The sequence below is a fragment of the Janthinobacterium sp. Bl 1 genome (assembly GCF_058215535.1).
In genome coordinates, this window is the sequence record NZ_CM177086.1 from 2,181,185 (window position 1) to 2,206,933 (window position 25,749).

The window sequence follows — 25,749 nt, forward strand, 5'->3', positions numbered from 1 at the left end:
TTACTGATGGGCTGCCTGCTGGCCGGCCCGGTCTTCGCCGAGGCGATTCTGACGCCGGCCCAGGTGCAGGCTGCCTACCGCAGTTCGGAAGCGCAGTTGCTCGACCGTAGCGGCGCGCCGCTGCAATCGTTGCGCGTGGACATGAAGGTGCGGCGCTTGCGATGGGTGCCGCTGGCCGATATCTCGCCGGCCGTGCAGCAAGCCGTGCTGCTGGCGGAAGACCAGCGTTTCATGCAGCATGGCGGCGTGGATGTGTCCGCGCTGGCGACGGCCGCCTGGGACAATCTGTTTTCCAAGAAACCTCGGGGCGCCTCGACCATCACCATGCAGCTGGCGGGCCAGCTCGATGCGGACTTGCAGGCGTCCTCGGGCGGACGCAGCCTGCGCCAGAAGTGGGACCAGATGCGCGCCGCGCAAGCCATCGAGGATAGCTGGAGCAAGGCGCAGATTTTTGAAGCGTATTTGAATCTGGTGTCGTTCCGCGGCGAGCTGCAGGGCATCGCGTCCGCCTCGTACAGCCTGTTCGGCAAGGCGCCGTCCGGCCTGAACCAGACGGACGCCATCATCCTGGCCAGCCTCGTGCGCGCACCGAACGCGCCGCCGGCCACCGTCACGCGGCGTGCCTGCGCGCTGGCAAAAGAATGGCGCATGGATAGCAGTTGCCAGCTGATCGGCCAGCGCGTGCAGACGGCCCTGCAGCGCAATGCGCTGGCCGCGGAGCTGGCGCCGGCGCCGCAAGTGGCGCAGCAGTTGCTGAAACAGCCCGGTGCGCAGGTCGCCAGCACGCTCGATGGTCCTTTGCAGCGCTTCGCGCAGGAAAACCTGCGCCAGCAACTGGCCTCCTTGCGCGAGCGCAATGTCAACGATGGCGCCATCATCGTGTTAGATAACCGCAGCGGCGAAATCCTCGCCTATGTCGGCAATGCGGGCGGCAGCCATGTCGATGGCGTGGCGGCCCTGCGACAGGCCGGTTCCACATTAAAACCGTTTTTATATGAACTGGCCATCGAGCGCCGGCTGATGACGGCCGCGTCCGTCATGGACGACTCGCCGCTCGACGTCGCCACGGCGTCCGGCATGTATGCGCCGCAAAACTACGACCGCAATTTCAAGGGTTACGTCAGCGCCCGCACCAGCCTGGCCAGCTCCCTGAACATTCCCGCCGTGCGCACGGTGCTGCTGACGGGGCAGGACGGCTTTTACAACCGTCTCAAGGAAGTGGGCCTGTCCAGCCTGACGGAACCGGCCGAGTACTACGGCCCGTCACTGGCGCTGGGCTCGTCCGAAGTGACCCTACTGGAACTGGCCAACGCCTACCGCGCGCTGGCCAACGGCGGCTTGTACAGCACGGCCAGCCTGCAGCCGGGGCGGGCTGGCAAGGACCGGCGCCGCGTGATGGAGCCGGGCGCCGCCTTCATCGTCGGCGATATCCTGGCCGACCGCGCCGCGCGCAGCATGACGTTTGGCTTGCGCAACGAGCTGGGGACAAATTTCTGGAGCGCCGTCAAGACGGGCACGAGCAAGGATATGCGCGACAACTGGTGCATGGGCTACTCGGCGCGTTACACGGTGGGCGTCTGGGTGGGCAACTTCGACGGCAAGCCCATGTGGGACGTGTCGGGCGTGACGGGCGCCGCGCCCGTGTGGCGCGACGTCATGGATTATCTGCACAAGAACGTGCCCAGCCATGCCCCGAAAGCGCCGCCCGGCGTATTGCAGCAGATGGTGGCGTATCAGCCCGCGCTCGAAGCGCCGCGCCGCGAATGGTTTATCGCCGGCACGGAAAGCCCCGTCATCGCCGTTCTGGGCGACACCGTGAAGCCGCCTGCCATCGTGTATCCGGCCGAAGACAGCATCCTCGCCATCGACCCCGACATCCCGCCCGCCTTGCAGCGCGTGTTCTTCCAGGCCCAGGGCAGCCATGCCTTGCGCTGGGTACTCGACGGCAAGGATATGGGCGCGGCGCTTGACAGCATCAGCTGGCGTCCCGTGCCGGGCAAGCATGTGCTGGCGCTGGTCGACGATGCGGGCAAGACGGTGGCGCAGGTGGCGTTCCAGGTGCGGGGCAATGCGCTGGCGTCGCTGCAGTAGGCGGGGTTAATTGCGTCTTACGCAAGCATCTAGCGGAATAGAGTCAACCGCCATTTATGGCGCGCTGATGATCTTCGTCAGCGCAATCCGGTACGCCGGCTGCACGTCGCCATTCTTGTCCAGCTTGTCCGTCATGATCACGCCATAGCCTTGCGCGTACCACACGTATTCGCCGCTTTTGCCTTTGCTTTTGCCGCCCACATCATGCAGTTCGAACTTGCAGGCGTCGGGGAAGCGGCGGCCGCCCAGTTCCAGGCGTTCCCAGCCCAGGAAGGTGATGGAGAAATTGCGCTCGTCCGTGCGCGTGGAGGTGGTGATCTTGTCGGACAGGCCCGCCAGCGGGTAGTGGGTGCTCGTTTGCGTGTCCGAGAACTGCACGCGCACTTCCTGGCCAGGGCGCATGTTGGCGGGGATGGCGGACTGCGGCGTGTAGACATTCTTGCTGCGCACGGTGCCGTCTTCATTGTAGTGGGCGTTGCCCGTCAAGAATACCTGGCCATCGCGGATATCCTGGTAGGACGTGGCCAGCAGCACGCCGCCGTTGAGGATCAGTTGCGTGCCCTTTTGTTTCTTGCCCTCGAACAGTTCCTCGACGTTGACTTGTGCGTCGCCATTGTTCTTGCTGAACTTGATGCCCGTCGTCAGTTCCATGCACTCGCCTACGGTGGGTGCCGCCTGTACGCTCGCGGCCGCCAATACGCCCGCCGCCATCATTCCACACCATGCTGCTTTCATTGTCTTCCTGGCTATCTTGTAAAGGCGCAATGATAGCGTGACTGGAAGCAACGTGGCGCAGCGCTGATGCTATTTCGTGGGGGCGATGGGAATGCTGGGCACCGCAGGCGTGGACGCTGGCGGCTCGGTGGGCGTGCCGCTCTGCGGTTTGTCCCCATGATTGGCCGTCTGTTTTCCGCGCCGCGTGCGCTTGTCCGTGCGGGTTTTGCTGGCCTTGCCGTCGTGGACCAGCTTGCCTTTGTTGTCGAGCTTGTCGGAGGCATCCGATTGCTGGCCCGGGTCCCTGGCATTGTTGGTGTGGTTGCCCGTCTGGTTCAGATTCGTCGTCGACTGGGCTTGCACCCAGGCGCCGCCAACGGTCATCAGGGTGGCGGCCAGCAAGAGAGCGGGAGTTTTCATGGTGCGTGTCCTGTGTAAGAAGTTGGGAGTTGCTGTCGAGACTCGATTGTCACATGCGTGTCCCCGTTTCCAAGTAGGAATATGCCGCATGCGCGTGTGAGCATATTGCCAGTGTTCACGCATGTTGGCCCGCACGCAAGCGCAGGCGCCGCGCGCTCAGGCCATCGCGCACGGACCATGCCAGCGAGATGGCGCCCATGGCGGCCAGCCACTGGCCGGGTCCGCCGGGCGGCAGGGCCTGCATGGCGGCCGGCAGGGCAAGCCAGCCGGGCAGCGCCTGCAGCAGCAAGGTGGCGATCACGCCCAGGTTGATGAACAGCAGGACGTGCAGGATGCGTTCGGGCACGGGCAAGCGGCGCGTGTCGCCTTCGACCACGGTGTCGCGCAGCGAGACCAGTATCTCCGCCAGCAGCAATGCCACGGGCCACCAGGCCAGCCAGCCATGCCAGCTGAACAGGCCCAGCGAGGGAAACAGCAGGCCGAAGATGACTTCGCGCGCGCTGTGCAGGCGCTGCTCGGCGGCTGCGCCCGGGCGCGACGGCAACCGCACGAGCAGCTCGTGGTTGAGGATGACGTCGACCCCGCCCAGCAGGCCGTGCAGCAGCAGCGCGGCCTGCAGCGCCGTCATGGCTATCCCGTGCCGCGTTGCCGGCGCTTAGCGGCCGGGCTGGCGCGGCGGCACCACACCCGTGTTGCCCGTGGTGCCAGAATTGCCAGTGTTGCCGGTGTTACCCGACGTGCCGGAGTTGCCGGTATTGCCGGAAGTCCCCGACGTCCCTGACGTGCCCGAAGTTCCCGACGTGCCTGTGCCGCCCGTATTGCCGTTCATGTTTTGCGTGCCGCTACGCGCGGCGTTGCCTGCGGACTGGCCGGCGCTGCCCGGGGTACCGCCGCCCGAGTTGGTGCCGCTGGTGGACTGTCCGGTCGTATCGTTGTTGCGCGATTTGCCCGATTTCTGCTTCTGTTTCTTGTCATGCTTGCGCGGCGTCGTGTCATCCTGTCGCGTATTTTGCTGCGTATCTTGCTGGGCCGCCGTGCCCGTGTTGCCAGTGTTGCCTGTTGTATTGCTATTGCCCGTCGATTGCGCCTGAGCCAGGGCGGCTGCGCCGCCCAGCAGCAGGGTGGCCAGCATCAATGCAGATGGTTTCATGGGAACTCCTTCTCGTGGCTTGAAGTGGAGTACCGATTCTGGCACGCGCGGGCAGGGCGGCAAGTAGGAGCGCGCCGCCCGCGGCTGTGGGTGCATGGCTGGCCGTGGCGCAGGCGTCAGCGAAATTGCTCGGTCGAAATGTCGAAACGCTTGAGCTTGTCGTACAGGGTTTTCTTGGGAATATTCAGGCTGGCCGCCGCATCGATGACGTTGCCATTGTGGCGGCGCAAGGCTTCCTCGATGATGGAAATCTCGAACGTGTCCACCTGCTCGGCCAGCGACGCTTCGCGGCAGCCGGCCGGGCTCAGGGTGTCGTCGAGCAGGCCCAGCACGAAGCGGTCGGCCACATTGTGCAGCTCGCGCACGTTGCCGGCCCAGCGCTGCGCCATCAAGGACGCGATCAGCTCGCCGCTGACGAGGGCGGCCGGCTGGCCGTAGCGCAGGGCCGCCTGCAGCACGAAGAATTCGAACAGCAGCGGGATATCCTCGCGCCGGTTGCGCAGGGCGGGCAGGGTCAGGCTGGCCACGTTCAGGCGGTAATACAGGTCGGGCCGGAATTTCCCCTGTTCCGCCAGCACATTCAAGTCTTCCTTGGCGGCGGCGATCACGCGGAAATTGACGGAAATGAGTTTGTTTGAACCGAGCCGCTCCACCTGCCGCTCCTGCAGCACGCGCAGCAGTTTCACTTGCAGGGCCAGCGGCATGCTTTCGATTTCATCGAGAAACAGGGTGCCGCCGTTCGCGTACTCGATCTTGCCGATGCGCTGGCGCTGCGCACCCGTAAACGCGCCTTTTTCGTGGCCGAACAGTTCCGATTCGAAGATCGATTCGGGCAGGGCGCCGCAGTTGATGGCCACGAACGGGTGGTCTCGCCGCTCGCTGAAGTCGTGCAGGCAGCGGGCAATCAGTTCTTTTCCAGTGCCCGTTTCGCCGAGGATGATGATGTCGGCCGATTTCGGCGCCAGGTTCAGCACCAGCTGGCGCACCTTGGCCATGGCCGCGCTGCGGCCCACGATGCGCGCTTCGATGCCGACGCGCTGCTCGAGCTGGCGGCGCAAGTTCATGTTTTCCAGCACCAGGTGGCGCTTGTCGAGGGCGCGGCGGCACACTTCCACCAGCAAGTCGGCGGAAAATGGTTTTTCGATGAAATCGTAGGCGCCGCGACGCATGGCACCCACGGCCATCGACACGTCGCCGTGACCCGTGACGAGGATGACGGGCAGGCTGGCATCCTGCGCCACGGCGATATCGAGCAGTTTCAAGCCATCGATGCCCGGCAGCTTGATGTCGCTCAATAAGATGCCCGCAAATTCAGGCACCAGATAGGGCAGCGCTTCCTCGGCCGTGGCGACGGCCGTCACTTGCAAGCCCGCCAGTTCCAGCGATTGCCGGGCGCCCTTGCGCACGACGGCATCGTCTTCCACCAGCAGCACTTGCATGCCTTCAAAATTATTCTCGTGCATCAGATGTTTCCTTGTCTCTCTCCCCCGGGTCGCAGCTCAGGGTGATGGTAAATTGTGCGCCGCCCCCTTCCTGCGCGCTGCGGTTGCGCACGGCCAGGGCGCTGCCGGCAGCGCGCAGTATGCCTGCGCTGATCGACAATCCCAAGCCCAGCCCGTGTTCCTTGGTGGTATAGAAGGGATCGAAGATCTTGTCGAGCGAGGCCAGCGGGATGCCGGGGCCATTATCGGTGATATGCAGCACGGCAAGGCTGCCTTCGCGGCGCACCTGGAACCAGATTTGCACGGCTTCGTTTTCCGGCACGGCATCCATGGCGTTGGTGATCAGGTTGGTAAACACCTGTTCCAGGCCAATGGCGTTGCACAGCACGATGATATCGTCCTCCAGCCAGCTTTCATGCAAGGTCAAACGCTGCGAGTTTTTGCGCGTGCGGATTTGCAGCATGGTTTGCGCGAACGCCTGGCGCACGCTGACGGGTTTGCGCGCATCGTCGCTGCGCCGCGCAAAGCCTTTCAGTTGCGACGTGACATAGCCGAGCCGCTTGACGAGGTCGGAAATGGTCGACAGGTTGTCGAGCGCATCGTCGATCTGCCCCCGCGCCAGGAACACCTTGGCATTATCGGAAAATGTTTGCAGGGCGGCCAGCGGCTGGTTCAGCTCGTGCGTGACGCCGGCCGCCATCTGGCCGATGGCCGCCAGCTTGCCGCTTTGCACCAGTTCCGCCTGGGCATAGCGCAAGGTTTGCTCGGCCCGTTCGCGCTCCGTCACCTCGGCTTGCAGGCGGCCATTCGCGTGGACCAGGTCGGCCGTGCGCTGCTCGACCTTGATTTCCAGCTGTTCATACGCGCGCGCCAGGGTTTGCTGTGCATTGAGCTTGTCGGCGATGCGGCGCCGGCGCTGGCGCGCATACATCAGGGCCAGCAGCAGCAAGGCCCAGCCCAGCGCGGCGGCGATGGCCGCGTTGCGCGCCGCCTCATTCACCTGGTCGAGTTCGGCCAGCACCGTGATCTGCCATTGCAGCGGCCCCAGCGCGCGGTTCACGGCCAGGTAGTCGGCGCTGCCGGACAAGGCGGGGGTATCACCCGTCTGCGGACGCTCCAGGGTCATCACGCTGGCGCCGTCGGCAAACTGGCGGCTGACGCGGTGCGGCAGGATGGGCAGGTTTTCTTGCAGGAACTGGCGCTGTTCGCTGATGTCTTTCTTGGCGTCCGGCGACAGCGGGGCCAGGGTCTTGAACTTGAAGGCCGGCGTGGTGGCCAGGATGATCACGCCATTCGCATCCTTGACCCAGATCTGTTCGCCAGCGCCGGGCGTGCGCCACGATTGCTCGATCCAGTCCAGGTTGACCTTGGCGGCGACGATGCCGATGATGCGCCCGTCGCGCTGCACGGGCTGCGAAATGAAATAGCCGGCCTCGAAGGTGGAAAAGCCGATGCCGTAGAAGCGGCCGATGCCGCCTGCGATCGCCTTCTTGAAATACGGACGGAAACCGTAGTTGACACCCACATACGAGCTGCGGTCTTGCCAGTTGCTCGACGCCAGGGTCGTGCCCTTGTCGTCGAGCACGTAGACGGCAAAGGCGCCCGCGCGGCGGTTCATGTCGACCAGGTAGGCGTTGATTTGCGTGACTTTGTCGGCGCTGGGCTGTTCCAGCAATTGCGCCACCGCATCGCTCTGGGCCACGGCCAGGGGCAGGAATTCGTACTTGTTGAGGGCGCCGCCGATGGACGCCGCATACAGTTCCGCGCGCGAATCCAAGGTGCGGTGCAATTCGTCGAGCTGGCGCTGCTTGACCCAGGCATACGACGCCCACGTCAGCACGACCAGCGACCCCACGGCCAGCAGGGGGGCGAGTAGCCTTGGGGTCTGACCCGCCGGGTCAGACCCCAAATAAGTTTGCGGTCGCTTAATCAAGCTCCCTCAATCGGCGGTACTGGCCATGGTTTCGGCATTGTGATGACGCTGCTGCTCTTCCATCACCATCTCGCCCAGCATGCGCTTGAGGCGGTTGAACTCGGGGTCGCTCGGGTCGCGCGGGCGGGGCAGGTCGATGGCCACGTCGCGCTTGATGGTGCCGGGACGGTAGGTCATGACGATGGTGCGGTCGGCCAGGTAGATCGATTCCTCGATCGAGTGCGTGACGAACACGATGGTGGTGCCGAAGACTTTCCAGATTTTCAGCAATTCATCTTGCAGGTTGCGCCGCGTCAAGGCGTCCAGCGCGCCAAACGGTTCATCCATCAGCATGATCGGCGAATCGAGGGCCAGTACGCGGGCGATGGCCACGCGCTGGCGCATGCCGCCAGACAAGTCTTTCGGGTAGCGGGCACGGAATTCCGTCAAGCCCAGCATGCTCAGCAGCATGTCGACCCGTTCCTTGATCTCGGCTGGCGTCTTGCCGGCGATTTCCAGGCCAAAAGCGATATTGCTCTCGATGGTCATCCAGGGGAACAGCGCGTATTCCTGGAACACCATGCCGCGGTCGGGGCCGGGCTCGGTGATCAGCTTGCCGCCGGCCAGGATCTGGCCCGACGTCGGCTGCGAGAAGCCGGCGATGGCGTTGAGCAGGGTCGACTTGCCGCAGCCGGACGGTCCCAGCAGGCAGATGAACTCGCCGCTGGCGATTTCCAGGTTGATGTCCTTCAGGGCAATGACGTCCGCGCCGCCCGTGGTGAAGATTTTATTGACTGCGTTGATATTGATCGTGGTCATGGCCGTTCCTCTTAGTGTTCCAGGCCGCGGTGCCACTGCAGCAAATGATTATTCAGGGCATTCATGGCGATATCGATGGCCAGGCCGAACAGGCCGATGGTAAACATGCCGGCGATAATCTTGTCGGACCAGAAGTACTCGCGCGCTTCCAGAATGCGGAAACCGAGGCCGCTGTTGACGGCGATCATTTCCGCCACGATCACGACAATGAAGGCCGTGCCCATGCCGATGCGCGCGCCGGCCAGGATGTACGGCGTGGCGGCCGGCAGGATGACGCGGCGGAACATGGTCATCTGGCTGGCACCCAGATTGCGTGCGGCGCGGATGTAGATGCCGTCGACCTGGCGCACGCCGGCGATGGTATTCATCAGCACGGGGAAGAAGGAACCGATGCTGATCAGGAAGAAGGCGGGCGGGTTGCCCAGGCCGAACCACAAGATCGCCAGCGGAATGTAGGCGATCGGCGGAATCGGGCGCAGCACCTGCACCAGCGGATCGAACAGTTTATAGATGGTCTTGTTGGTACCCATCAGCAAGCCCAGCGGCAAGGCCAGGCCGGCACCGATGGCAAAGCCGCCCAGCACGCGCGACAGGCTGGCCCAGGCGTCGTGCGGCAATTCGCCGGAGAACATCCACACGAGGTAATTGCCCGCTTCGGGCGTGTACGCTTCCATGGGAATCAGGTATTCATACCATTTCACGACCACGGCGACGGGCGAGGGCAGGATTTGCGGGTTGATCCAGCCGAACGTGGACATGGCTTGCCACAGCAGCAGCACGGCGACGGGCACGGCGGCGCCGTGCGCGAAGCGTTTCATCATTTGAATATTCATCGTGACACTTTCAGATTAGCGTGGTGCGTAGGACTTCTTGGCTTTTTCCAGCAGATCCAGCTTGACCCAATCCTTGGCGGCAGGCGCTTTGGCCATGCGGCCCACGCCGAATTTCACCATGTAGTCGGTGGTCAGCTGCACGTGGCTTTGCGTGATGTCTTCCGTGAAGATGGCGTTGTCGATGGCGTCGCGGTAATCGTCGGTGGTGATCTGGTTCTTGAACATCGATTCGCGCACGTATTTTTCCGCCAGTTTCGGGTCGGCCAGGAAGGCGCGCGTGGCGGCGACGAAGCAATCCATGAAGCGCTGGGCCACGGCCGGCTTTTCCTTGTACATTTTTTCCGTCATCACGAGCGCGCGCACGGGCTCGCCCAGCGGCGTGTCGTAGGGCTTGAGGATGGCTGCGCCGTATTTCTTGTGGATGGCCTGGGTCGAGTACGGCTCGGACTGGCTCATGACGTCGATATCCTTGGTCAGCAGCGCCTGGTTCAAGTCCGGGTAGCCCATGTACAGAATTTGCACGTCCTTGCCCGGCTTGTCGGACCAGGTCAACTTGGCCTTGGTCAGTTCGGCAAACAGCAGGATTTCCTGTGGGCCGCCGCGCGTGACGCCGACTTTCTTGCCTTTCAGGTCGGCAATGCCCTTGATGTTCAGGTCGGGACGGCCGACGATCTGCACGCCGCCCTTGGCGAAGCCGCCCACCAGGTACACGGGCAAGCCGGTGGCGCGGCCCGTGATGGCCGCTTCCAGCGCGCTGGCGGACACGTCGATTTCGCCAGCGATCATGGCCGGCACGATGTCGAGGCCCTTGGCGAAGATGCGCTCTTCGATCTTCAGGTCGTATTTCGGCGCGATTTCCTTCATGTAGGCGACGGCGCCGTAATGGGCGAATTTCAGGTTGCCCAGGCGTACGGTATCGGCAGCGTGGACGGCCAGCGGGAATTGCGCGGCCAGAGCGACGGCCACGGCCAGTGCCTTGGTGTTGAGGAAGGACGAGATGCGGAAGGTGCTTGCCATGCTGTTGTCTCCAAAAGGTAGATGGTTTTTATATAGTGGGTCAGGCCGCCGCTCTGATGGCGGCTATGAAAATATAAAAGCATCTTCCGTGCCAGTGGAGCGCATTTTGGCGTTTATTGCAAGTGATTGTTTATAAAGGTTTAATTTGAATCTATTGAAATTGGGAAATGGCGAGATTCCGCCTTTCCGCACGGGGAGGGAAAAGACTGTGCGGATTGCCGCATTTTGACGGGCGGGTTCGATGTCGGCTGCGGGCTCACAGCAGGTGAACCTTCATGGCGTGGCCGACTCCAATCGTAAAAAAACGCGTTGCAAATAGGCTGGCAACGCGTAACTCCCCCGTGGAGTAGGGGCGGCGCCGCGCGGGCGCCTGATGGATAGGCTCTGTCTGCCGGGCTTACTTTGGCGTCGTGGCCGGCGGCAGGGCCGGCGCGGTGGCCGGGTCCGTCAGCGGGGCAGGCGGCGTCGTGCTGCCAGGACCCGCTTCCGGCGTGGCTGGCGCGACGGGTGGCGGCATCACTTGGGGTGCGGAAGCGGGGTTGGGTGCCGTTTCGGGCAGCGGCGCGTCGGCCGGTTTTTTGCAGGCGGACAAGGTGATCAGGGCGGCGGCGGCCAGCAGACTGGGCATATTCATGATGGTTCCTTTGCAAAGTATCAAGATTGGCGCGATGCGGGCGGCGGGTGCCGCGCGCGAAGCTTGAATTTATTACAAGGATGCCGACGCTTCTGTTCGCTATTTCACGTTGTGCGCGTATGCAAGCGCAGCGTTTTTAGATGTCTTTTATAGATGCATTCAGAGAAATAATTCAACAAGGCAATATTTTTCACTTTCTTGCTTCTAATGTTCGTTAACGCACAGACCAGTGAGGATCAGGATGGCATTCTGTGCCCAGACGCTCAGGATTCGTGGCGTTCTGGTATAAAAATTGCCAAGAACTTAACAATCCGGGCTACCGGCAATCGTTTAAAAGGAGTATTCAAATGCATGCAATGACTCAGTCTCACGTGAAGAGCGAATTAAAGGCAGCGCACCAGGAACTTCGTAGCCCCGAAAAAGGCTCGCAAATGGTAGAACGCGCAGCACCCATCCCCCCGGAACGCATGAATCCCATTTCCATGGCACCGATCGAGCGCGTGCGTTCGACGTCGGCCACCCTGCGCCGCATCGAAAACATGCAAAAGCTGATCGGCGAATTGTCGCTGCACGAGATGCTGGCCGATGAAATCGCCTGGTTCCTCAAGTTTTCGCCATCGGGCGCCCGCAAATACATCCGCGACCTGCGCGAAGCGGGCGTGATCGAACTGGCCCGCTACATCGAAGGCACCGCCACCTATCTTGGCAAGGCAGTGTACCAGCTGACGCCGGATCCTGAGCGCGTGCGCGCCTTCCTGGCCGCCATCGTCCAGCCAAAACGCGAAGGCGCGCCACCGCGCAAGGACCGTCCCGGCCTGCGTGAGCAAAGCATGGCAGGCAGCGGCCGTCACTTCCACATCCTGGCCGATGACACGCATTACGCCATCCGCGTCAACCGCGGTCCCGTGACGCGCGATCCGCTGGTGGCAGCCTTGTTCGGAGCGCCGCAGCAAAAGTCGGCCGAGTAAAAACGCGTCTGAGCGGCCGCCTGGCGGCCGGCGGGCGGAATGCTTGTGGTTTTGATTCTCAGATGCATGTCGAAAGCCGGGTCACAACCCGGCTTTTGGCGTTGGGGCAGGCCGTTTCATGTCGCCTGATTGAAAAGACTGCAAGCATCCCCATGTGGGCTGGACTGCTGCCCGCAACGCGCGGGTTCACTTGAAGGAGCTTGTCCTTGTCTGCCTACGCCACCTAGTTCTCCTGTCTGCCATTGCCTTACCTGAAGCGGGTCGCTGCATGAATCCGCTGCTGTGGATCGCCATCGTCACGGCTGCCATCGTCTTTTCGCTGTGGTTTCCCCGCTGGCGTTTGAAGCGGGCCCTGGCCAGGCCCTTGCCGCCGGAAGGCCTGGCCGTGCTGGAAAAGAATATCCCCGTGTATCCGCGCATGCCGGCGTCGCTGCAGGAGCAGTTGCGCCGTCTCGTCGTGCAATTCCTGTATCAGAAGAAATTCGTCGGTTGCGGCGGCCTGGAGATCACGGACGAGATGCGCTACACCATCGCCGGCCAGGCTTGCCTGCTGTTGCTGAACCGCCAGACGCAGGTGTATCCGGAACTCGACACCATCCTCGTGTACCCCACGGAATTCATCGTCACGCGCGATGAAGTGGGGCCGGGCGGCGTGGTCACGCCATCGGCCAATGGGCTATTGGGCGAATCCTGGGGCGATGGCAGAGTCGTGCTGGCCTGGGATCACGTGCAGCGCGGCGCGGCCGACTGGACCGATGGGCACAATGTCGTGCTGCATGAATTTGCCCACCAGCTCGACAGCGAATCGGGCGCCGCGAATGGCGCGCCGTATTTGCCCAGCGTGTCGAGCTACCGCAGCTGGGCCACCGTGCTGTCGCGCGACTTCGACAACCTGCGCCACGACGCCATCTACCAGCAGCACAGCGTGATGGACCATTACGGCGCCACGAATCCCGCCGAATTCTTTGCCGTGGCCACGGAAACCTTCTTTGAAAAGCCGTACCAGATGGCCGAGCACCACGAAGAACTGTACGCGCAATTCTTGCAGTACTACAAGGTCGACCCGCGCGACTGGATGGCGCCGCCCGTGGAACCCGAGCACATGGCCTCGCCGTTTCCCAACTACGCGGCACACTGGTAAGCGTTCAGCCCAGCAGCCGCTGTTTCAGCGCGGGATAGCTGCTGCGCGACACGGGTATGCCCGTGCTCGTTTGCGTGTCGAGCGCGTATTTGCCGCCTGCCGCGATCTGCAGCCTTTTGAAGCCCAGGCTGTTGACGATGTAGGAGCGGTGCACGCGCAGGAAGTGGGGCGGCAGCAGGGCCATGAGCTTGTCGATGGCCAGGTCATGAAAACACTGTTCGCCGCTGCGCAGCACGATATTGCTGTAGTGGCCATCGGCTTGCACATGGTCGATGTCGGCCATGGCGATCCATTCCAGCGCTCCGCGTTTCTTGACGGCCAGCGAGGCCGCTTCCGTATGCAGCCCCGTATAGCGTTGCAGCGCCTTGTGCAGGCGTTCGCGGCTGAAAGGCTTGGCAACGAAGTCGAGCACGCCGAACTCGAAGGCCGTGATCGAGCGTTCCGCATGGGCCGAGACGATGATGGTCTGGAACGGGGCTGTCTGGGCCAGGCGCAGCAAGTCATAGCCGTCCGCGCCATGCAGGTTCAGATCGAGCAGCAGCAAGTCGACCTGTTCCTGGGCCAGCGCGGCCAGCGCTTGCGGGACATTGTCATGCAGCACGAGTTGCGTGAGGCGCGCACCGAAATGCGCGCGCACCTCGCGTGCGAGGCCTTGCGCGATCAGCGGTTCATCTTCCAGTATCAACACATTCATGGCGCCGCCGGCAAGGTAAAGGTGAGGCGCCAGCTCGCCTGTTGCTGTTCGCTGGCATATTCACGGTCATAGCGGGCCGCATCGCCAAACACGGCGTGCAGGCTGGCGCGGATGTACTGTTCGCCCACGCCGCCGCCCGCATGCTGGCGTGTCTCGCCTTCGGGCAGGATCAGGGTCAGCACCTGCGTTTGCGCATGTTGTGCGATGCGCAGGATAAAGGCCGCGCCGTGGCGGTAGCGGTTGTGGCTGAACGCATTTTCCAGCGCCGTCAGCAAGGTGGCGGGCGGCACGGTGATGCCCGCCGCCTCGCCATCGAGCTGCAGGCTGCACGGCTGCTGCAGCCGCGTGCCCATGATGCTCAGGTAATTCTCGCACAGGGCCAGTTCCTGCGTCAGGGCGATGCTGGGCTGCTGCGCGAACTCGTTGAGCATGCGCAACTCGGCGCCCAGTGCCTCGATGAAGGTTTCGGCCGCCTGCGGCGATTGCGCGTTGAGTTCGCTGATCAGGCTCAGGGAATTCATCAGGAAATGCGGTTGCATGCTTTTGCGCAAGAGCTGGTTTTCCAGCTGCTGGGCGCGTGCCGCCTTGCTGCGTTCGCGCAGCAGCTGCGCCAGCAATTGCGCACACAGGGGCAGCAGCAAGAAGCACACGACGAGGGCGAAACCGCCTTCGGCAAACTGGCTGCCCGTCAGCAGGAACAGGGCGCACGAGGCCAGCGCGATCAAGGTGCCGCCGCGGCTGCCCGGCAGGCGGCGCCACAGGGCGCCCAGGTTGAGCGCCAGGCTTGCTGCCAGGCCCGTCAAGAACATCGACCAGCAGCGCGAGTCGAAATGTGCGGGCAGCGCGCCGGCCAGCGCAATGCCCGCCAGCAGTACCGCCGCCGCCAGCGGCCAGCGTGGCAGCCGGTATGCCGTATAAAAATACAGGGGCAGCAAGGCGGAAAACAGCCAGGTCAGCGCACTGACGGCGTACAGGCGCGGCAAATGCATGGGATAGGCATAGCCGGTAACGCTGCGCCAGAGTTCCACCACCAGCAGCAGCGCCGCCACCAGGCACAGTGCGGCAAACATGGCCCAGTGCCGCTGCCGCTGGTACAGCGCCGTCAAGGCGAGAAACAGCAGGGCGACGGCACCCAGCGCCCCGGCCAGCAGCAGTGGCGGCAGCCGGTACCAGGCCAGCGCCGCGCGGTAGTCTTGCCGGTCGACCAGGTACAGCGCATACAGTGGCGACGCCAGGCGTTCAGGCGCCTGCTGCGTCGACAGCAGCAGGCGCAGGTGGTGCTTGCCCACGGACAACTGCCGTGGCGTCAGGTGGATGGCGAAATCGATGTCGCCCGCGCGTTCCCCGCTGGCCTGGCGGGCCGGTTGGCCATTGCTGCCGATCAATATGCCATCGAGCCAGACTTCGCTGGAAGCCAGCGCCGACAGCACCAGCAGCTGCGTCGACGAGGGCGTGGCGGCCACGGTGACATCGCGCTCGACGCACAGCAGCTGGCCCGGCTTGAGCAGCTGGTACAGCGATGCGGCGGGCGTGGCGCGCGTTGTGCCGCAGGCGCGCCAGCCTTCGGCCAGCGATAGCCTGTCCATGCCCATGGCGAACGAGGGCAAGGCCAGGCAGCACAGCAGCAGGTAGCGGAAGACGGAGGGCATGACGGGCATTGTAGCTGCTCATTTGCCAACCCTTTGCAACATTTTCATCCACTTCGGTGCCGTTCATGCGGTCCACGTGCATTTCGTGCACGGCCTGCTAGCGGTGTGTAAAAGACACTTACCATGCATCAGCGCCGTGCTGTGGACACGGCCCTCACCATGGAATATTAATTATGCAAAGCAGCAAATACTACGGTTTCGCCGGCGCGCTGGCGCTGTTCTGCGGCGTGGCGCAGGGCGCTCCCGCTACCTGTTCCGCACCTTCCGCTGCGCTGGCCACGCGCCTGGCCGACTTCGACGGCTGGGTGGCCCAGCGCATGGACAAGGCCCGCATCCCGGGCGTGACCGTCGGTTTCAGCCAGGGCGACGTGGAATGGGTCAAAGGCTATGGCTATGCGGACCTGGAAAACCGCGTGCCGGCCACGGCCCGGTCCAGCTACCGGCTCGCGTCCGTCACCAAGCCCATGACGGCGGTGGCCATCCTGCAACTGGTGGAGCAGGGCAAGATCAACCTGGATGCGCCCGTGCAAACGTATGTGCCGTATTTCCCCGTCAAACCGTTTCCCGTGACGGTGCGCCAGTTGCTGGGCCACCTGGGCGGCATCGACGCCTACCGTAACAGCAAGGCGGAAAAGCACTTCAAGGAGCACAAGGATACGCGCCAGTCCATCGCCGTCTTCGAGCGGTTCGACCTGATCGCCGAACCGGGCACGCGCTTCCGCTACACCAGCTATGGCTACAATTTGCTGGGCGCCGTCATCGAGGGTGCCTCGGGCGAAAGCTATGGCGGCTACATGCGTCGCCACGTGTGGGAGCCGCTGGGCATGGACACCATCGTGATGGATGACCCGGACACCGTGATTGCCCATCGCGTGCGCGGCTACCGGCTGGCCGGCAAGGAGTGGAAAAATGCGGAATTCGTCGACATCAGCAGCCGCTTTTCCGCCGGCGGCACGCGCGCCAGCGTGCCCGACATGCTGGCGTTCGGCAGGGGCGTGCATGAAGGCAAAATCCTGTCGGCGGTCAGCGTGGCCGCCATGGTGCAGCCGATGGCCACGCGCGCCGGCCGCTTGACGGACTATGGCATGGGCTGGGAAGTCGTCCCGACGGGCGGGCGCTATGCGATTGCCCATAGCGGCCAGCAGCCGGAAACCGTCACCTATCTGTACAGCTTCCCCTCGCGCAAGCTCACCCTTGCCGTCGCCGCCAATCTCGAGCGCGTCAATCCCGAGGCGTTCGTGCAGCGCCTGTTCGAAGTCGTCACGGGTGAACCGTGGCAGCTGAACACGTATATCGCCGATGCGGGCGCGCAGCGCGCGTATCAGGTGGCGCAAGGCATGTTCGAGGAGGGCAGGGCATATGCCGAGCGCACGGATCAACCGTATGCCGATGCGGCCGCCACGCGCGAGGCATTTTCGCAAATTAACCGGCAAGCGCTGGCGCCCGATGCCAGGGCGGCACGCGCCTTCATCGACACGGCCCGCCATCCCGCAGGTGGCCGCGTGTTTCTCACGGTCGGCGCCAGCATGGCCAGGCAATTGCGCGAGGCCGGTGTCGACCTGAATCAATACGCGCGCGGCGGCGCGTTGGCGTTTGCACGCGACTATGTCCTGTTGTCGCAAGGAACAAAGGCAGGCGCCTTGCCCCGCTTCGATCCCGCTTTCGAACAAGCCATCGTGGCCCTGGCCGGCAGCTGGGACCGCACGGCCGCCATCGCCTGGCCAGCCGAACCCGCATCCATCGCCGCACTCGATAGCCAGTTGCGCACGGCCTTCCGCGGCCAGCGCGCCTATCCCGATTTCGTGCCCGAACTGCAGGAACTGGCGCAAGCGTCGGCCGCGCGTGGCGAGGTGGAGGCGGCGCTGGCGGCCAGCCGCCTGGCCGTGGAACTGTATCCGCTCAGCGACCGCGCGCATGCGCTGCAAGGCTTGACCCTGCTGACCGCCGGCAAGACGGAAGCGGCCCTCGCCGCCCTGCGCCTGGCGCTGGAGCGCGATCCGCTCGGTGCGGCCAGCCCGGCGGCGCTGAACCTGGAAGCCTACCGTTTGAAAGGCAGCGGCGCCGTGGCGCAAGGCATGGCCGTGCTGCAGGCGGCCGTCAGCCTGCATCCGCGCGACGCGAATCTGCAGGACAGCCTGGCCGAGTTTTATGTCGAGCAAGGCTTGCGCCCGCAGGCTGTCGAGGCCTACCGGCAAGCGCTGCGGCTCGACCCCCGCTATCCGGGCGCCGTGGGCGCAAAAGCGGCGATCATCCGCCTCGGTGGCGAGACGAAGGCGCTGGCGCCTTAGAACACCTAATGGGCTTTGCGCGCACAACAATTCCTGTCCGATATCCGCAGCCCGTTCGGCGCAGCCGCATGATTGGCGGCTGTGTGCGCAAGCGAACGGTATCCTGGCGCCGTCCGGCGCACCCTATCGTAGCGGCGCACGGTGCGCCAGCAGCCGACCAGGAGGGCCGTATCATGTCACGCATCATCGCAGGTCATTTTCAGTTGCAGGAACAGATCGACGCCGCGCGCGCGGCCCTGAACCAGGCGGGCTTTCCCGACAGCCGCATCAGCGCCTTTTTTGTCAACCAGCCGGGCCAGCATGATCTGCACGCGCTTGGCGGCGACCGCGACATGTCGCCGGGCGCGAAGGAGACGCCCGAAGGCGTGGTGGAAGGCGTGGCCGTCGGGGCCGCCGTCGGCGCGGGCATCGGCGCGGCCACCACGCTGGCGACGGGGCCGCTGGGCCCGGTGGTGGGAGCGCTCGTGGGCGCCCACGTGGGCTCGCTCTACAGTTTCAATAAAATGAAAGACGCGGGCGAACCCGAAGCAAATGGCGAGGGCAATGGCGAAAACCGCCGCCAGCCCCGCCATCCGGGCATGCTGATCGCCGTCGCGCTCGGTGGCCCCGACGAGCGCGAACGGGCGCTCGAGACCTTGCACCGTCTCGGCGCCGAGCACATCGAGGAAGCGGAAGGCACGATCGCCAATGGCGACTGGCTGGATTTCGATCCGCTCAGCATACCCGTACTGGTGGCATGAATCGGCGCGCCAGCCGCAGAATATGCATAAATTCCGCGCTGCATGAAATTTAGGTATGATCCTTGTTAGTATTCGTAATTATTGGTAAACAATGCCGACAGGGATAGTTTCCGCGCGCCCGAAGTGACACTGGACCAAGGTGACTGCCTGTAGTACTTGCCTCGCATGCTAACGGGTATGAATAGGAGGTCGCGTCATGACACAGGCATGGTTCATTCTGACACGGGCCGATGGGCGCGACATCTGCGCGCCCTCGCCGGCACAGCTGGCCGATGCGCTGGCCGAGGTTTACCGCGGCGGCGCCGTGGCGCAGGATGGCAGCCCGGCTGCCGTCCTGTTGCGTTTTGGTTACGACGATGGCTTGATGTATCAGGTCGAGGTCGCTAGCGGAGGCGAAGTCACTTTCGAGGAATGGTCGGACCGCGATTGCGAAATCGCCCTGGCCAGTCCGCGCCACATGTCGGCCCTGCCGCAGGACGACGCGCTGCAGCTGTGGCAGTGGCTGGCGCAGCGCCAGGTGGCGAAGATCCGCAGCCAGCCCTGGCAGGGCGGCTAGCCCGCCGCTTTCAATACGCCCTAGTGCGCCATCAGCACGGGGATCGTCATGCTTTGCAGAATCGTGCGCGTGACGCCACCGAGGATGGTTTCGCGCAGGCGCGAATGGCCATACGCTCCCATCACCAGCAAGTCGGCCGACAGGTCGGCCGCCTGCGACAGCAGCGCTTCGCCGATATCGCCGCGCCGCACGCCACCGCCATCGAGCAAATGCAGCCGCGCTTCCACGCCGTGGCGCGCCAGGTATTGCGTCAGTTCCGCGCCCGGCTGTTCGCCGTGCTCGGCGGCATGCACCTGGGCGTCGAAGATGGCCACGTGGACTTGGCCGGCGCGCTGCAGCAGGGGCAGGGCGGCGCTCACGGCGCGGCTCGCTTCCTTGCTGGCGTTCCAGGAAATGAGTACATTGCGCGCGGCCGCAGGCGGCGCCAGTAGGGGCAGCGGTGGCGCATACGGCACGATCAGCACGGGACGGCCCGAATGCAGCAACACATAGGCGGGAAAGTCGCGCATCACGGACGGCGATTTATCCTTGGCATTGTATTGGCTGATGACGACCAGGTCCGCATAGCGGGCCAGCAGGCTGATGCCGCCCGCCGCCTCGTCGTCGAGCACGCGCTGTTCGAACGAAGCGACGCCGGCCGCGCGCACTTGCGCTTCAAAACCGTCGAGGGCGCGCGTGGCCCGGTCGCGCAGGAAGTTCAGGTGCAAGCTCAGGTTCGGGTCGGCATCGAGGTCGGGCTGGTTCTGGTACAGCAGGCGCGACACGCCCGTCAGCGCCACACCCGTCAGGTGGCCGCCGCAAGCCTGGGCGATGCTGGCCGCCGCTTCGATGCGGGCGGCGCGCCCGGCGCTGTCGTCAATGTGGAGCAATACGGTCTTGTACGTCATGGCCTGTCCTCTCGCTGTGCAGTAGCGGCCATTCTGGCACAGTCCGGGGTGCCGGCCGCGCACGACTGCACCAGGCTGAGCAGTTGATCTGGCGCAAGGCTGGCAACAAAAACTGCTCCTACACTTGATGCCACGCAGAACAACCATAACAAGCGGGGAGAGACAGTCATGAAGGAACAAAAGGTAGCGCTGGTCACGGGCGGCATGGGCGGCCTGGGTACGGCCTTGTGCCGCCGCCTGCATGCGGCGGGCTTTGCCGTTGTGGCCGCGCATACGCCGGGCAATGCGAGGGTGGCAAGCTGGCTCGACGAGCAGCAGGCGCAGCAGTATTACTTTCATCCGCTGGCCATCGACGTGACGGATTTCGATGCCTGCAGCGAGGCCGTGGCCAGCGTGCTGGCGCAGTTCGGCCGCATCGACGTGCTGGTCAACAACGCTGGTATCACGCGCGACCAGAGCATGCGCAAGATGGAGTTGCCGCACTGGTCCGAAGTCATGCGCACCAATCTCGACAGCCTGTTCAACATGAGCAAGCAGGTGCTCGAACCGATGCTGGCACAACCGTGGGGCCGCATCATCAATATCTCGTCCGTCAATGGCCAGAAGGGCGCGTTTGGCCAGTGCAACTATGCGGCCGCCAAGGCGGGCGTGCACGGTTTCAGCAAGGCGCTGGCGCTGGAAGTGGCGCGCCACGGCATCACCGTCAACACGGTCTCGCCCGGCTACCTGCGCACGCAGATGGTGACGGCCGTGCCCGCCGATATCATGGAAACGAAGATCCTGCCGCAAATTCCCCTGGGCCGCCTGGGCGAGCCGGACGAAGTGGCGGCCCTGGTCGCTTACCTGGCGTCGGACGAGGCCGCGTTTGTGACGGGCGCGAACATCGCCATCAATGGCGGACAGCACATGAGTTAAGCAAGCGTACAGCTTGCAAAGAGGCAATGGCAGTAGAGGAGACCCGTCCACCCAGCCGGCGCACAGACGCTGGCGGAGGACGTCAGGCAGTATGGCAGTCACGCTGGAAAACAAGGGGCAGGGCAGCGATGCCTTGCCCTTTGTTGTGGTGCCGCAGTCATGCTGCCGTCATGGTATTGGGCGCTGGGCTTTTTCCAGCCGCGTCTGGCAATCGATGCACAGCCGTGCTTCCGGGCGGGCGTTCAGGCGCGACAGGCCGATGGCTTCGCCGCAGTTGTCGCACAGGCCGTAGCTGCCATCGGCAAACTTGGCCAGCGCGTGCTTGATGATGGCCAGCTGCGCCTGATTGTGCTCGGCCGCTTCGCTGACGAGGGCGTTCAAGGTGCGCACGCTGGCGTTGTCGGCCGGCGAGGCTTCGATTTCATTGAGCAAGGAGGCGCGCGCGTCCGCTTCGGCCGCTTCGTTCTCGATCTGTTCCAGCAACGCCAGCTTGCGTTGCTCCAGCACGCCCTGCAGGCGCTGCAACTGGTCTTGCGGCAATCCATTCATGGCCATCACCCGGTAGAGGTTACTTCCATCATGGTAGTCCAAGATTGGCGGCTCTGCTTGCGCTACCACCCGCGCCGCGTTTGACGCGGCGCAGGCTGGCAGCGGCCGTTCTATGCTGGCTCTTTCAGGCAGTTGACCATCCAGGCGACGCCGAACTGGTCTTTCAGCATGCCGAAGCGCTTGGCCCAGAACGTTTCTTCCATGGGCATCTGTATGGTGCCGTCACGCGCCAGCGCGTCGAAGGCCCGTTCCGCCTCTTCCGGCGTATCGACGGTCAGGCAGATCGAGCTGCCGTGCATGCCCTTGGCGCCATCCTCGGTGCAGCCGCCATCCGAGCCCATCAGCATGGTGGGGCCCAGCTGCACGGAGCCGTGCATGATCTTGTCATACCAGTCTTCCTTGACTTGCTCCTGGCCCGGGGTGCCCCGGAATGGCATCAGGCACAGGTCGGTGCCATGCAGGTGCTGGCGGTAGTATTCGAGCGCTTGCGCGCAGTTTCCATTGAATTGCAAATACGGTTCGATACGCATCTTGGTCTCCTCTGGTCATCGTCCCGCAAGCACGATTGCCACGCGGGGGAGGTCCCAGTATAGGCGCTCACTGGCCGATTTCAATCACTCCGGGGCCATCTCTTGCAGGCGCTCACGCACCTTGCCCAGTGTGCTGAGGATGCGCTCCGGATTGCCGGCGAGCACGGCGCTGCCCAGGTGCAACAAGCTCGTCGCCAAACTGATCCAGTGCCGCACGTCGTCGTTGCGGGCGATGCGCAGGCGCACCGCGTCGAGCAAGCCGCTGAGCTGGCGCTGTGCTGTCTCCAGTCCTGCCACCGTGTGCCCTGCCGCATCGGCATACAGCTGGTTGGCTTGCTGGCGCAAGGCCACTTCCAGGGCGAAGACGGCTTGCGCCTGGCTATGGCTGATGCCGTCGGCGCCCTGGCTGGCGCGCTTGCGGATGGCGCGCATGACGGCGCCGTGCAAGGTGACGGCCGCCTGCGACAGACTGTCGGCCAATTGCTCGACGCGCATGGCGCTGCTGAGAGCCGCTTCGCGGCGTTCGCTGTTGCTGCTCCTGCCTACCGATCCGTCCATTGTGCCTCCGTGGTGGTGAGGGCGGCGGCGAGCTGGGCGTGTTCGCGCCCCAGTGCCGCCAGTTGCCGGCGCGCCAGGGTATGGCGCAAGCCAGCCAGGCGGTATTCCTCGGTTTTGTTTTGCTGCATGTTTTTCGCCAGCACGGCCAGCAGGCGCTGCTGCGGCGTGTCCGCATACGCGATTTCCACGTCGAGCAGGCCGAGCACCATGTCGCGCTCGTTGTCGCCGCTTTTATCGTACAGCGCCAGCAAGCTGTCGAGCGCAGCCAGCAAGGCCTGCAGCGGCGCGTCGCCATCGTGCAGCACTTGCGCCAGGTGCGCCTGCTGGCTGGCCGCGCTGCTCAGGCGCGACAGTTGCTGCAGCAACTCGGTATAGGCGCTGACATGGCGGTCATCGATGCCGCTGCCCGGCCAGGCGCGGATGGCGGCGCCGGCGCCGGCCAGTTCCGGCCGCACGTCATACGCGTCGGCATCGGCCAGCCGGCCCAGCGCCTGCAGGTACAGGCGCACGGCTTGCGCCAGGCGTGCGGCGTCCGCCTGCGCGGCGCGGCGCTGCGCATCGAGCAGGCGTTCGCGCGCGTCTTCGGCCGGCGACAGATAGGGGCGGGCGCGCTGGTAGCTGTCGACGTGGCGCTGCGACAGTTCGCTGAAAGCGGTCAAGGCATCGGTGCCGGCCGCCAGGGCGCGCACTTGCGCCAGCTCGGGGCGCGCGGCGGCGCAGCCGCACAGCACGGCAGCCAGGCAGAGGCTCAGGTACAGGTGCAAGTAAAGGGCGCGGCGATGGCGGGCGGGCAGGGCAAACACGTCACCTCTCGACAGGAAATACTGTATGGAAAGGTATTGTCGTGCCGGCATGCGCTACCCGCCTTGTGCGGGCGCAAGCAGGCTGCGATCAGGCGCTCGTCAATTGCTCGCGCCAGCCCAGTCCGGCAACGGTGTCGCTGGCGGGACGGTATTCGCAGCCGACCCAGCCTGCGTAGCCGATCTGGTCCAGCAGCTTGAACAGGTGGCGGTAATTGATTTCGCCTGTACCCGGTTCGTGGCGGCCCGGCGTGTCGGCGATCTGGATGTGGCGGATCAGGGGCAGCATGGCGCGGATGGTGTTGCTCAGCTCACCCTCCATGCGCTGCATGTGATAAATGTCGTATTGCAGGAAGATATTGCTGCGCTGGCAGTCGGCGATGATGTCGGCCGCCTGCTGGCTATGGTTCAGAAAGTAACCGGGCATGTCGTGGTGGTTGATCGGCTCGATCAGCACGTTGATGCCATGCGGACGGCAGGCGTCGGCGGCAAATTGCAGGTTGCCGATCAGGCTTTGCCGCGCCCGCTCCAGGCTCATGCCGGGCGGCACGATGCCGGACATGCAGTGCAGCTGCTTCGCCCCGAGTTCCAGCGCATAGTTGAGCGCCAGCTGCACGTTGATGCGGAATTCCTCGCCCCGGCGCGGGTCGCAGGCAATGCCCCGCTCGCCGCGCTCCCAGTCGCCGGGCGGGAAGTTGAAGAGGGCCAGCTGCAGATGGTGGCGCTCCAGCAGCATGGCAATCTGCCGCGCCTCGACGGCATAGGGAAACAGGAATTCGACGGCATCGAAGCCCGCATCCCTGGCGGCGGCAAAGCGGTCGAGGAAGGGCAGTTCGGTAAACATCATGCTGAGGTTGGCAGCGAAGTTCGGCATGGCGGCACGCAGGTGAGGGCAATGGACACTATCCTAGCCCAAATCGGCAATTGGTGGCGGGCATGAAAAAACCGTTCCAGAAACAAGTTCTGGAACGGTTTTGATTGCTGCGATACGCTTACCCGCGGGTATTAACGGCCGCGGCCGCCGGAGCGATGCGAAGCTGCCGAACGCGGCGCATTGCCGCTGCGGTTGCCGCCGCCACCGCCGCCCGATGGGCCGGCGCTGCGTGGCTTGGCGCCGCTGCCGCCGGTTTTCACGCGCACGACGGCGCCCGCTGGCGCGCGGCTGTTGTTGCGGTGGCCACCGGTGCCGCTGCGCAATTGCACAGGCTGGGCGCGGGCGTTCAGGTCGGGCTCGAAGCCCGGGATGACTTCGCGCGGCAGGGTTTGCTTGATCAGCTTTTCGATGTCTTTCAACATTTCGTGCTCATCCACGCAGACCAGCGACACGGCTTCGCCCTTGGCGCCGGCACGGCCCGTGCGGCCGATACGGTGCACATAGTCTTCCGGAATGTTCGGCAAGTCGTAGTTGACGACGTGCGGCAACTGGTCGATGTCGATACCGCGCGCGGCGATGTCGGTGGCGACCAGCACTTGCAAGGTGCCATCCTTGAACTCGGACAGCGCGCGCGTGCGCGCCGACTGGCTCTTGTTGCCGTGGATGGCCAGGGCGCCGATGCCGTCCGCGCCCAGCTGTTCGACCAGTTTATTCGCGCCATGCTTGGTGCGCGTAAAGACCAGCACTTGCGTCCAGTTGTTCGACTTGATCAGGTAGGACAGCATCGGGTGCTTCTTGTCGCGGTCGACTGGATGGATCTTTTGCTTGATCACTTCCACGGTCGAATTGCGGCGCGCCACTTCGATCATGGCTGGCTTGTTCAGCAAGCCATCGGCCAGGGCCTTGATCTCTTCCGAGAACGTGGCCGAGAACAGCAGGTTCTGGCGTTTTGGCGGCAGTACGGCCAGCACTTTCTTGATGTCGCGGATGAAACCCATGTCCAGCATGCGGTCGGCTTCGTCGAGGATCAGGATTTCCACTTTCGACAGGTCAACCGTGCCCTGGCCCATGTGGTCCAGCAAACGGCCCGGCGTGGCGACGAGGATGTCGACACCATGCTTGAGCTGCTTGATTTGCGGGTTGATGCCGACGCCGCCGAAGATCACGGCCGAGTTCAATTTGGTGTACTTGCTGTAGGCGCGCACGCTTTCCTCGACCTGCGCGGCGAGTTCGCGCGTCGGGGCCAGGATCAGGGCGCGGATAGGGCGCGTCGAGGTGTTGCTGGTGATGGCCGCGCCATTGGCGTCGGTCGACAGGCGGTGCAGCACGGGCAGGGTGAAGCCGGCCGTCTTGCCGGTACCGGTTTGTGCGCCGGCCAGCAAGTCGCCGCCAGCCAGCACGGCGGGAATCGCCTGCGACTGGATCGGGGTCGGCACGGTGTAGCCGTGTTCGGTAACAGCACGTACGATAGCGTCGGACAATCCGAGGGAGGAAAAGGACATGGTAACTTTATTGTGAGATCGGCCTGTCGCCATCGTGAGGCGCCAGTCGCAGGCAATCAGATTAGG

26 protein-coding genes are annotated in these 25,749 nt (G+C 64.2%); 7 read left to right on the forward strand and 19 right to left on the reverse strand.

Features of this window, described 5'->3' with window-relative positions; translation table 11 throughout:
• Positions 1 to 6 precede the first annotated feature (6 nt).
• Positions 7 to 2,091, forward strand: coding sequence for a penicillin-binding protein 1C (gene pbpC, locus AC4BCN_RS09895; protein WP_490493588.1), 2,085 nt, complete (start codon positions 7 to 9; stop codon positions 2,089 to 2,091).
• 54 nt (positions 2,092 to 2,145) lie between these two features.
• Here pbpC and AC4BCN_RS09900 read toward each other — a convergent pair whose 3' ends face one another.
• The 10 genes from AC4BCN_RS09900 to AC4BCN_RS09945 form a co-directional block, all read right to left on the reverse strand.
• Positions 2,146 to 2,742 carry a hypothetical protein gene (locus AC4BCN_RS09900; protein ID WP_490493174.1) on the reverse strand — a complete coding sequence of 199 codons (597 nt, stop codon included), beginning with the start codon at positions 2,740 to 2,742 and terminating at the stop codon, positions 2,146 to 2,148.
• 153 nt (positions 2,743 to 2,895) lie between these two features.
• Positions 2,896 to 3,225, reverse strand: a complete 330-nt coding sequence (locus AC4BCN_RS09905) for a hypothetical protein (RefSeq protein WP_490493175.1) — start codon at positions 3,223 to 3,225, stop codon at positions 2,896 to 2,898.
• A gap of 115 nt (positions 3,226 to 3,340) precedes the next feature.
• Complete coding sequence (locus AC4BCN_RS09910; RefSeq protein WP_128140003.1) at positions 3,341 to 3,853, reverse strand: hypothetical protein; 513 nt, start codon at positions 3,851 to 3,853, stop codon at positions 3,341 to 3,343.
• A 27-nt stretch (positions 3,854 to 3,880) separates the two neighbouring features.
• Positions 3,881 to 4,375, reverse strand: coding sequence for a hypothetical protein (locus AC4BCN_RS09915; protein WP_490493176.1), 495 nt, complete (start codon positions 4,373 to 4,375; stop codon positions 3,881 to 3,883).
• Between the two features lie 116 nt (positions 4,376 to 4,491).
• A complete protein-coding gene (locus AC4BCN_RS09920; protein ID WP_490493177.1) occupies positions 4,492 to 5,838 on the reverse strand; it encodes a sigma-54-dependent transcriptional regulator in 1,347 nt (448 codons plus the stop codon).
• Positions 5,825 to 7,726, reverse strand: a complete 1,902-nt coding sequence (locus tag AC4BCN_RS09925) for a sensor histidine kinase (RefSeq protein ID WP_490493178.1) — start codon at positions 7,724 to 7,726, stop codon at positions 5,825 to 5,827. Before AC4BCN_RS09925 ends, AC4BCN_RS09920 begins: the two co-directional genes overlap by 14 nt.
• A 30-nt stretch (positions 7,727 to 7,756) precedes the next feature.
• Positions 7,757 to 8,548 (reverse strand): ABC transporter ATP-binding protein, encoded by a 792-nt coding sequence (locus AC4BCN_RS09930; RefSeq protein ID WP_034786306.1) that lies wholly within the window; start codon positions 8,546 to 8,548, stop codon positions 7,757 to 7,759.
• A gap of 11 nt (positions 8,549 to 8,559) precedes the next feature.
• Entirely contained in the window at positions 8,560 to 9,369 is an 810-nt protein-coding gene (locus AC4BCN_RS09935) for an ABC transporter permease (RefSeq protein WP_370385376.1), read from the reverse strand.
• 27 nt (positions 9,370 to 9,396) lie between these two features.
• A complete protein-coding gene (locus tag AC4BCN_RS09940) occupies positions 9,397 to 10,398 on the reverse strand; it encodes an ABC transporter substrate-binding protein (RefSeq protein WP_436484003.1) in 1,002 nt (333 codons plus the stop codon).
• Between the two features lie 397 nt (positions 10,399 to 10,795).
• Positions 10,796 to 11,032 carry a hypothetical protein gene (locus AC4BCN_RS09945; protein WP_070304091.1) on the reverse strand — a complete coding sequence of 79 codons (237 nt, stop codon included), beginning with the start codon at positions 11,030 to 11,032 and terminating at the stop codon, positions 10,796 to 10,798.
• Positions 11,033 to 11,499: 467 nt separating this feature from the next.
• On the opposite strand from AC4BCN_RS09945, the gene AC4BCN_RS09950 reads away from it, so the two are divergent.
• Both AC4BCN_RS09950 and AC4BCN_RS09955 read left to right on the forward strand, forming a co-directional pair.
• A complete protein-coding gene (locus tag AC4BCN_RS09950; protein WP_223278908.1) occupies positions 11,500 to 12,000 on the forward strand; it encodes a winged helix-turn-helix domain-containing protein in 501 nt (166 codons plus the stop codon).
• Between the two features lie 268 nt (positions 12,001 to 12,268).
• Entirely contained in the window at positions 12,269 to 13,141 is an 873-nt protein-coding gene (locus AC4BCN_RS09955; protein WP_490493179.1) for a M90 family metallopeptidase, read from the forward strand.
• Between the two features lie 4 nt (positions 13,142 to 13,145).
• Here AC4BCN_RS09955 and AC4BCN_RS09960 read toward each other — a convergent pair whose 3' ends face one another.
• Positions 13,146 to 13,835 (reverse strand): LytR/AlgR family response regulator transcription factor, encoded by a 690-nt coding sequence (locus AC4BCN_RS09960; RefSeq protein WP_490493180.1) that lies wholly within the window; start codon positions 13,833 to 13,835, stop codon positions 13,146 to 13,148.
• On the reverse strand, positions 13,832 to 15,493 hold the full coding sequence (locus AC4BCN_RS09965; protein ID WP_490493181.1) for a histidine kinase: 1,662 nt from the start codon (positions 15,491 to 15,493) through the stop codon (positions 13,832 to 13,834). The genes AC4BCN_RS09960 and AC4BCN_RS09965 overlap by 4 nt, the downstream gene beginning before the upstream one ends.
• Before the next feature lie 164 nt (positions 15,494 to 15,657).
• Here AC4BCN_RS09965 and AC4BCN_RS09970 point away from each other — a divergent pair, with 164 nt between their 5' ends.
• The 3 genes from AC4BCN_RS09970 to AC4BCN_RS09980 all read left to right on the forward strand — a co-directional run bounded on the left by AC4BCN_RS09970 (position 15,658) and on the right by AC4BCN_RS09980 (position 19,068).
• On the forward strand, positions 15,658 to 17,772 hold the full coding sequence (locus tag AC4BCN_RS09970) for a serine hydrolase domain-containing protein (protein ID WP_490493182.1): 2,115 nt from the start codon (positions 15,658 to 15,660) through the stop codon (positions 17,770 to 17,772).
• Between the two features lie 173 nt (positions 17,773 to 17,945).
• Positions 17,946 to 18,512, forward strand: a complete 567-nt coding sequence (locus AC4BCN_RS09975; RefSeq protein ID WP_456149053.1) for a glycine zipper domain-containing protein — start codon at positions 17,946 to 17,948, stop codon at positions 18,510 to 18,512.
• A gap of 196 nt (positions 18,513 to 18,708) precedes the next feature.
• On the forward strand, positions 18,709 to 19,068 hold the full coding sequence (locus tag AC4BCN_RS09980) for a hypothetical protein (RefSeq protein ID WP_034758862.1): 360 nt from the start codon (positions 18,709 to 18,711) through the stop codon (positions 19,066 to 19,068).
• A 20-nt stretch (positions 19,069 to 19,088) separates the two neighbouring features.
• On the opposite strand, the gene AC4BCN_RS09985 is transcribed toward AC4BCN_RS09980, so the two are convergent.
• A complete protein-coding gene (locus AC4BCN_RS09985; RefSeq protein ID WP_034758861.1) occupies positions 19,089 to 19,955 on the reverse strand; it encodes a universal stress protein in 867 nt (288 codons plus the stop codon).
• Positions 19,956 to 20,123: 168 nt separating this feature from the next.
• Here AC4BCN_RS09985 and phbB point away from each other — a divergent pair, with 168 nt between their 5' ends.
• Positions 20,124 to 20,870 carry an acetoacetyl-CoA reductase gene (gene phbB, locus AC4BCN_RS09990; RefSeq protein ID WP_490493183.1) on the forward strand — a complete coding sequence of 249 codons (747 nt, stop codon included), beginning with the start codon at positions 20,124 to 20,126 and terminating at the stop codon, positions 20,868 to 20,870.
• Positions 20,871 to 21,038: 168 nt separating this feature from the next.
• Here the strand turns inward: phbB and AC4BCN_RS09995 are convergent, their stop codons facing one another.
• The 6 genes from AC4BCN_RS09995 to AC4BCN_RS10020 all read right to left on the reverse strand — a co-directional run bounded on the left by AC4BCN_RS09995 (position 21,039) and on the right by AC4BCN_RS10020 (position 25,683).
• Positions 21,039 to 21,419, reverse strand: coding sequence for a TraR/DksA family transcriptional regulator (locus AC4BCN_RS09995; protein WP_456149055.1), 381 nt, complete (start codon positions 21,417 to 21,419; stop codon positions 21,039 to 21,041).
• Positions 21,420 to 21,529: 110 nt separating this feature from the next.
• Positions 21,530 to 21,949: a VOC family protein gene (locus tag AC4BCN_RS10000; RefSeq protein WP_034758858.1), complete on the reverse strand. Its 420-nt coding sequence runs from the start codon at positions 21,947 to 21,949 to the stop codon at positions 21,530 to 21,532.
• An 84-nt stretch (positions 21,950 to 22,033) separates the two neighbouring features.
• Positions 22,034 to 22,507 (reverse strand): hypothetical protein, encoded by a 474-nt coding sequence (locus AC4BCN_RS10005; RefSeq protein ID WP_490493184.1) that lies wholly within the window; start codon positions 22,505 to 22,507, stop codon positions 22,034 to 22,036.
• Positions 22,492 to 23,361, reverse strand: a complete 870-nt coding sequence (locus AC4BCN_RS10010; RefSeq protein WP_490493185.1) for a hypothetical protein — start codon at positions 23,359 to 23,361, stop codon at positions 22,492 to 22,494. The genes AC4BCN_RS10005 and AC4BCN_RS10010 overlap by 16 nt, the downstream gene beginning before the upstream one ends.
• A 37-nt stretch (positions 23,362 to 23,398) precedes the next feature.
• Complete coding sequence (otnI, locus tag AC4BCN_RS10015) at positions 23,399 to 24,181, reverse strand: 2-oxo-tetronate isomerase (RefSeq protein ID WP_490493186.1); 783 nt, start codon at positions 24,179 to 24,181, stop codon at positions 23,399 to 23,401.
• 131 nt (positions 24,182 to 24,312) lie between these two features.
• Positions 24,313 to 25,683: a DEAD/DEAH box helicase gene (locus tag AC4BCN_RS10020; RefSeq protein WP_077401657.1), complete on the reverse strand. Its 1,371-nt coding sequence runs from the start codon at positions 25,681 to 25,683 to the stop codon at positions 24,313 to 24,315.
• Positions 25,684 to 25,749 lie beyond the last annotated feature (66 nt).